Genomic DNA, 2,811 nt, shown 5'->3' with positions numbered 1-2,811 from the left:
GGCTTAACCGCCGGCCGCTATTGAATGCCGAGTGACCGTTTTTGGACGCACGCTTGGCCGTTTTCTCACACCCTATGCAGCATGTTTCCAGAGGCGCGGTGGGTGTGCTGGTTACAATATACCTTGTGCAATCCGGATTGTCAAAGATGCAAGAATAATCTGTAAAAAACCACCCTTCACCCCATCCTCAGTGTTACAGAAATGGACGGAGAACAGGTCCTTGTATTGGGGGAACTGCTCCAAGTATTCTCTGGTCATCTGTTCCTCGATCGCTTCCTTGTAGGCAGGATCTATGAGCGCCATGCAGCACCCCTTGAAGCCTGCCCCACTGACCCGCATCCATAGATGCCGGATATATGCTCCGCTATCTCATAGATGGCCCTCAGTTCAGGAGAAACTGTCTTCCATGCATGGATGTGATCTGAGTACGATTCAGCAGACACTTTCTGAACAGGTTTAGTAAGATCCAGTTCTCCAAGTGTGTGAATTATGTAACAATTCTTCCTGGTACCGATAATAAGGATTGCGGGAAAGGAAAAAATCAAGATGGGATTACATTCTCCTTGATGAGGAGCTCGGTCGTCGGGGTAGCCTGAACTATCTCGTTCCCTGAAGCATCGAAAATCTTGACGCAATGCGAAAGCTTCCCGCAGGATTCAAAACGATATTGGGATTTAGCGAAGATGGTCATTTGGAAATCACCCTCTTGTTCTCGCTCATCTGGAGGGAAATTGAACTCCCCTTCTCCAAGCGCATTCTCAACACCATTTACTGAATACATGACCTTGAACGTATGTGCCTTCTTTTTTAACTCGGCCGAGATTGAGAAATCCAACATCATCCCAAGGACCAAATCCTTCGGCCAAACACCCGCTTCTTCAGCAGTGACCGAGAATAATAACTCTTTTGTATAGATTCCCATGAGGGATTTTTTATTGCCAACTTCCGACCGTATATCGTCACAAATGATGAAACTATTGATTTTCATGGAGCCTTCCTACCTGAAGTATTCAAAGACATTATTCCCACCTGATACTGCTTCTGGAATAATCTTTCTAGATCCTTTGATGAATAATTCAAAATGATTTCCAGACATCTGGGCATTCGAGGTCACTTCAACCTCCGGGTGCTCGGAACGAATTTTCACAAGTTCCTTAGCTGCATATTGAATAAGGATGTTCCTGGCTGCCACATGGTCAAATTGCATGTCTGCAACAGCAAGTACCCAGGGATAGGTCCGAATGATCCTCATCAGTGCGATTGCTGATGCCGAAGGAGACATGGATTGTTCATTCTTCCATCTCGCGATTGTCCTTGCAGGAAGGCCCAAGGCGCGTTCCATGGATGCAGTTGTATGGCCCATGGCATTAAGCTCATCAAGCACTTTCATCATTGAGATTCTCTTGAGCACCGAAAGCTCTTTTTGAATCACGAGATCATTGCTGCCATCATCTTCGGTAAATCCACAATGGCTGCATACTTTTTCTTTTATCTTGATGGTACTGGATCCACCATAGGGTTCGCTAAGCTCTATTTCATGTTCTTCGATCGATACAGCGTCCTTTCCACAATATGTACATATGACTTTTTCCATAATCACTCACTCCCTTCCAAACTCTCAGGTAACAATTCTGCATTCCTTAACGCGATCTCCATGGCAGTAGGGCCACACGCATCATCCCGATGAAACGACTTGATAACCCACTTCTTATTCGGCTCACTATAAAAGAAGGAGATATAGCCGATGGAAAACCCTGACTTGAAATGATACGCATCGCAAATTGGAGGTGGAATCTCGGTGCTGAGTCGAAACGGAAGAGCATTGATGAATTCGAGATCCTCCAGACCTCCTACGGCGATGAACGAGAGAATGGCTTCTCTGGTCTTGAGATTAAAATCCCTGTCAGCTGTTCGTCTCACCCTCCCTTCAAGAACTACTATCGACGGTTTCCCCCCATTTCCCTTACATGCCTTCACAAAATCCTTGATATCGTATTCCGGTTCCGGTTTTGGCACTGCAGTACTCTTGATTATACATAATGTATAAGATAAGTCAATCAACTAATCTAGTATGTACAACCATTCTCCTCGTATAGGTGTAGTATGGAAGCATGACATAGCGAGACTATTTTGTGCTCTTGCTATGTCACGACGGTTATCTCTTTAGGACTTAGGCATATGAGCCTTCTATGCTATCAGCTTGAGAAAATTTAAATGGTCTTTTCGCCGAAATAGAATATCCTAGGATTATAACCACTCTAGTCACCGGGGAAATGGTAAGCACCACCCCTATCCGACTTCATGTCGGAAAAGATGTTCTTCAGTTTGTCACCTGCATAAGGCTTCACTTGCTTGCATTCGATTTGTTGGAATAGGATTTGATCTGCGCACGGTTTGGTAGATACTTTCTGAGTGGTGCCCATCTGGAGACAGAAGGAGGACCCATGAGAGACATAATAGCCTATAGTACAGTAGAAACTCTTTTAGAGATTCTATTATTAATATTGATTAACATAGTCCCAAAAAAAACAATTTCTATGAATGTGGATTTTTTGGAAGTTCTACCCCGGAAATCTTGCTTCCAGTGGCCTAATTCGGCGGTTTCTGTGAAAAAACGTGACAATCCTTCCTGGTTCTGATAATTGGGAAGGTCACTGAAAAACGGGTTTCTTTGGATTACCTTTCCAGCAAAACAATGCACAGCTACAATTGAGGGCATTCATACTTTTTTAATGGCTCTATTTGACAATTCATGTTGAAATTGCATCTCCTGGCTTCGTATCAAGCACCTCATAGACAAATGGGGGATAG

At 44.1% G+C, this 2,811-nt stretch carries 4 protein-coding genes; all 4 read right to left on the bottom strand.

From position 1 onward, the window contains the following. Positions 1–111: 111 nt before the first annotated feature. The 4 genes from DYP60_RS13790 to DYP60_RS13770 all read right to left on the bottom strand — a co-directional run bounded on the left by DYP60_RS13790 (position 112) and on the right by DYP60_RS13770 (position 2,016). Complete coding sequence (locus DYP60_RS13790) at positions 112–303, bottom strand: hypothetical protein (RefSeq protein WP_117331597.1); 192 nt, start codon at positions 301–303, stop codon at positions 112–114. A gap of 238 nt (positions 304–541) precedes the next feature. Beyond that, positions 542–988, bottom strand: coding sequence for a hypothetical protein (locus DYP60_RS13780; RefSeq protein WP_117331595.1), 447 nt, complete (start codon positions 986–988; stop codon positions 542–544). A gap of 9 nt (positions 989–997) precedes the next feature. Continuing rightward, a complete protein-coding gene (locus DYP60_RS13775) occupies positions 998–1,594 on the bottom strand; it encodes a helix-turn-helix domain-containing protein (protein ID WP_117331594.1) in 597 nt (198 codons plus the stop codon). A gap of 2 nt (positions 1,595–1,596) precedes the next feature. After that, entirely contained in the window at positions 1,597–2,016 is a 420-nt protein-coding gene (locus tag DYP60_RS13770) for a hypothetical protein (protein ID WP_117331593.1), read from the bottom strand. Between the last annotated feature and the right edge of the window lie 795 nt (positions 2,017–2,811).

Origin of the sequence: Sphaerochaeta halotolerans, assembly GCF_003429665.1 — a bacterium.
GTDB lineage: Bacteria > Spirochaetota > Spirochaetia > Sphaerochaetales > Sphaerochaetaceae > Sphaerochaeta > Sphaerochaeta halotolerans.
The sequence above is the reverse complement of the archived record's forward strand: the minus strand, read 5'-3'. Positions and strand labels throughout refer to the sequence as shown.

What these genes read in the sequence shown, in the direction of transcription:
- DYP60_RS13790 (WP_117331597.1), bottom strand. Translation starts at nt 303, where the DNA reads ATGGCGCTCATAGATCCTGCCTACAAGGAAGCGATCGAGGAACAGATG.
- DYP60_RS13780 (WP_117331595.1), bottom strand. Translation starts at nt 988, where the DNA reads ATGAAAATCAATAGTTTCATCATTTGTGACGATATACGGTCGGAAGTT.
- DYP60_RS13775 (WP_117331594.1), bottom strand. Translation starts at nt 1,594, where the DNA reads ATGGAAAAAGTCATATGTACATATTGTGGAAAGGACGCTGTATCGATC.